The following is a 659-nucleotide window of genomic DNA, read 5'->3' as shown; positions in this document are numbered from 1 at the left end:
ATCGCTATCCGTTTCTGTTTCTCAAGAGCAAGCAGGCGTTGTTCCGCTTCTGCTTTTTGCCGGCCGTAAATTGTCTGCGGATTGAATGGCTCGTCAATTCCGGCGTAGGGAGTACGTCCGTCCAGCACCAGATTGGTCGAGATGAAAATGACAAAGGTACCAGCCTCGGCGAGCTTTCTTGCCAGCGCGACTGTTTGCAACACGTTGACGGCGTAAGCTGCTTCAGGTTCATTCATGCATTGCGCCAAGGAAGTCACTGCGGCGCACAGAAACGCGACGTCAACCGGCGTCTTTGGCAATTCCCAAGTCTCAGTCGGTTGCAACAGATCCAGAGATAGTCCGCGTGGGTCTATCCCTTCCTTGCGTCGACTGGTGTGCCAAACGGAAACGTCGGAGGATGCAAAACTATCCAGTAAGCCGCGACCGATGGTGCTTTGCGCACCGACGACCAATACGCTTTTGAGCGTATCCGACGCGCCCGGAAAATCCGGGAAGTCTATTGTGGCCTGTGAAGAGTTTTTCATGTATCGATGTGGCAGACAAGACTGTCTTTAATTTACATATTAATGAGAAGAGAGTCTGCCGCCAGAAGTATCGGCTTGTAGATTTCCACAAAGTTATGGCCTTGCTTTGCCGCCTCGGTTATCTGGCCTGCCTTG

General features: G+C 52.2%; 1 protein-coding gene. It reads right to left on the bottom strand.

The features are described 5' to 3' along the window. A partial coding sequence (locus E6R62_RS38035; protein WP_136217967.1) for a sugar nucleotide-binding protein occupies window positions 1-524 on the bottom strand: 524 nt, incomplete at its 3' end. Between the last annotated feature and the right edge of the window lie 135 nt (window positions 525-659).

This window comes from Streptomyces sp. A1136, from assembly GCF_004795055.1.
Classification (GTDB): domain Bacteria; phylum Actinomycetota; class Actinomycetes; order Streptomycetales; family Streptomycetaceae; genus Streptomyces.
This window is presented reverse-complemented; position numbering and strand designations above follow the sequence as displayed.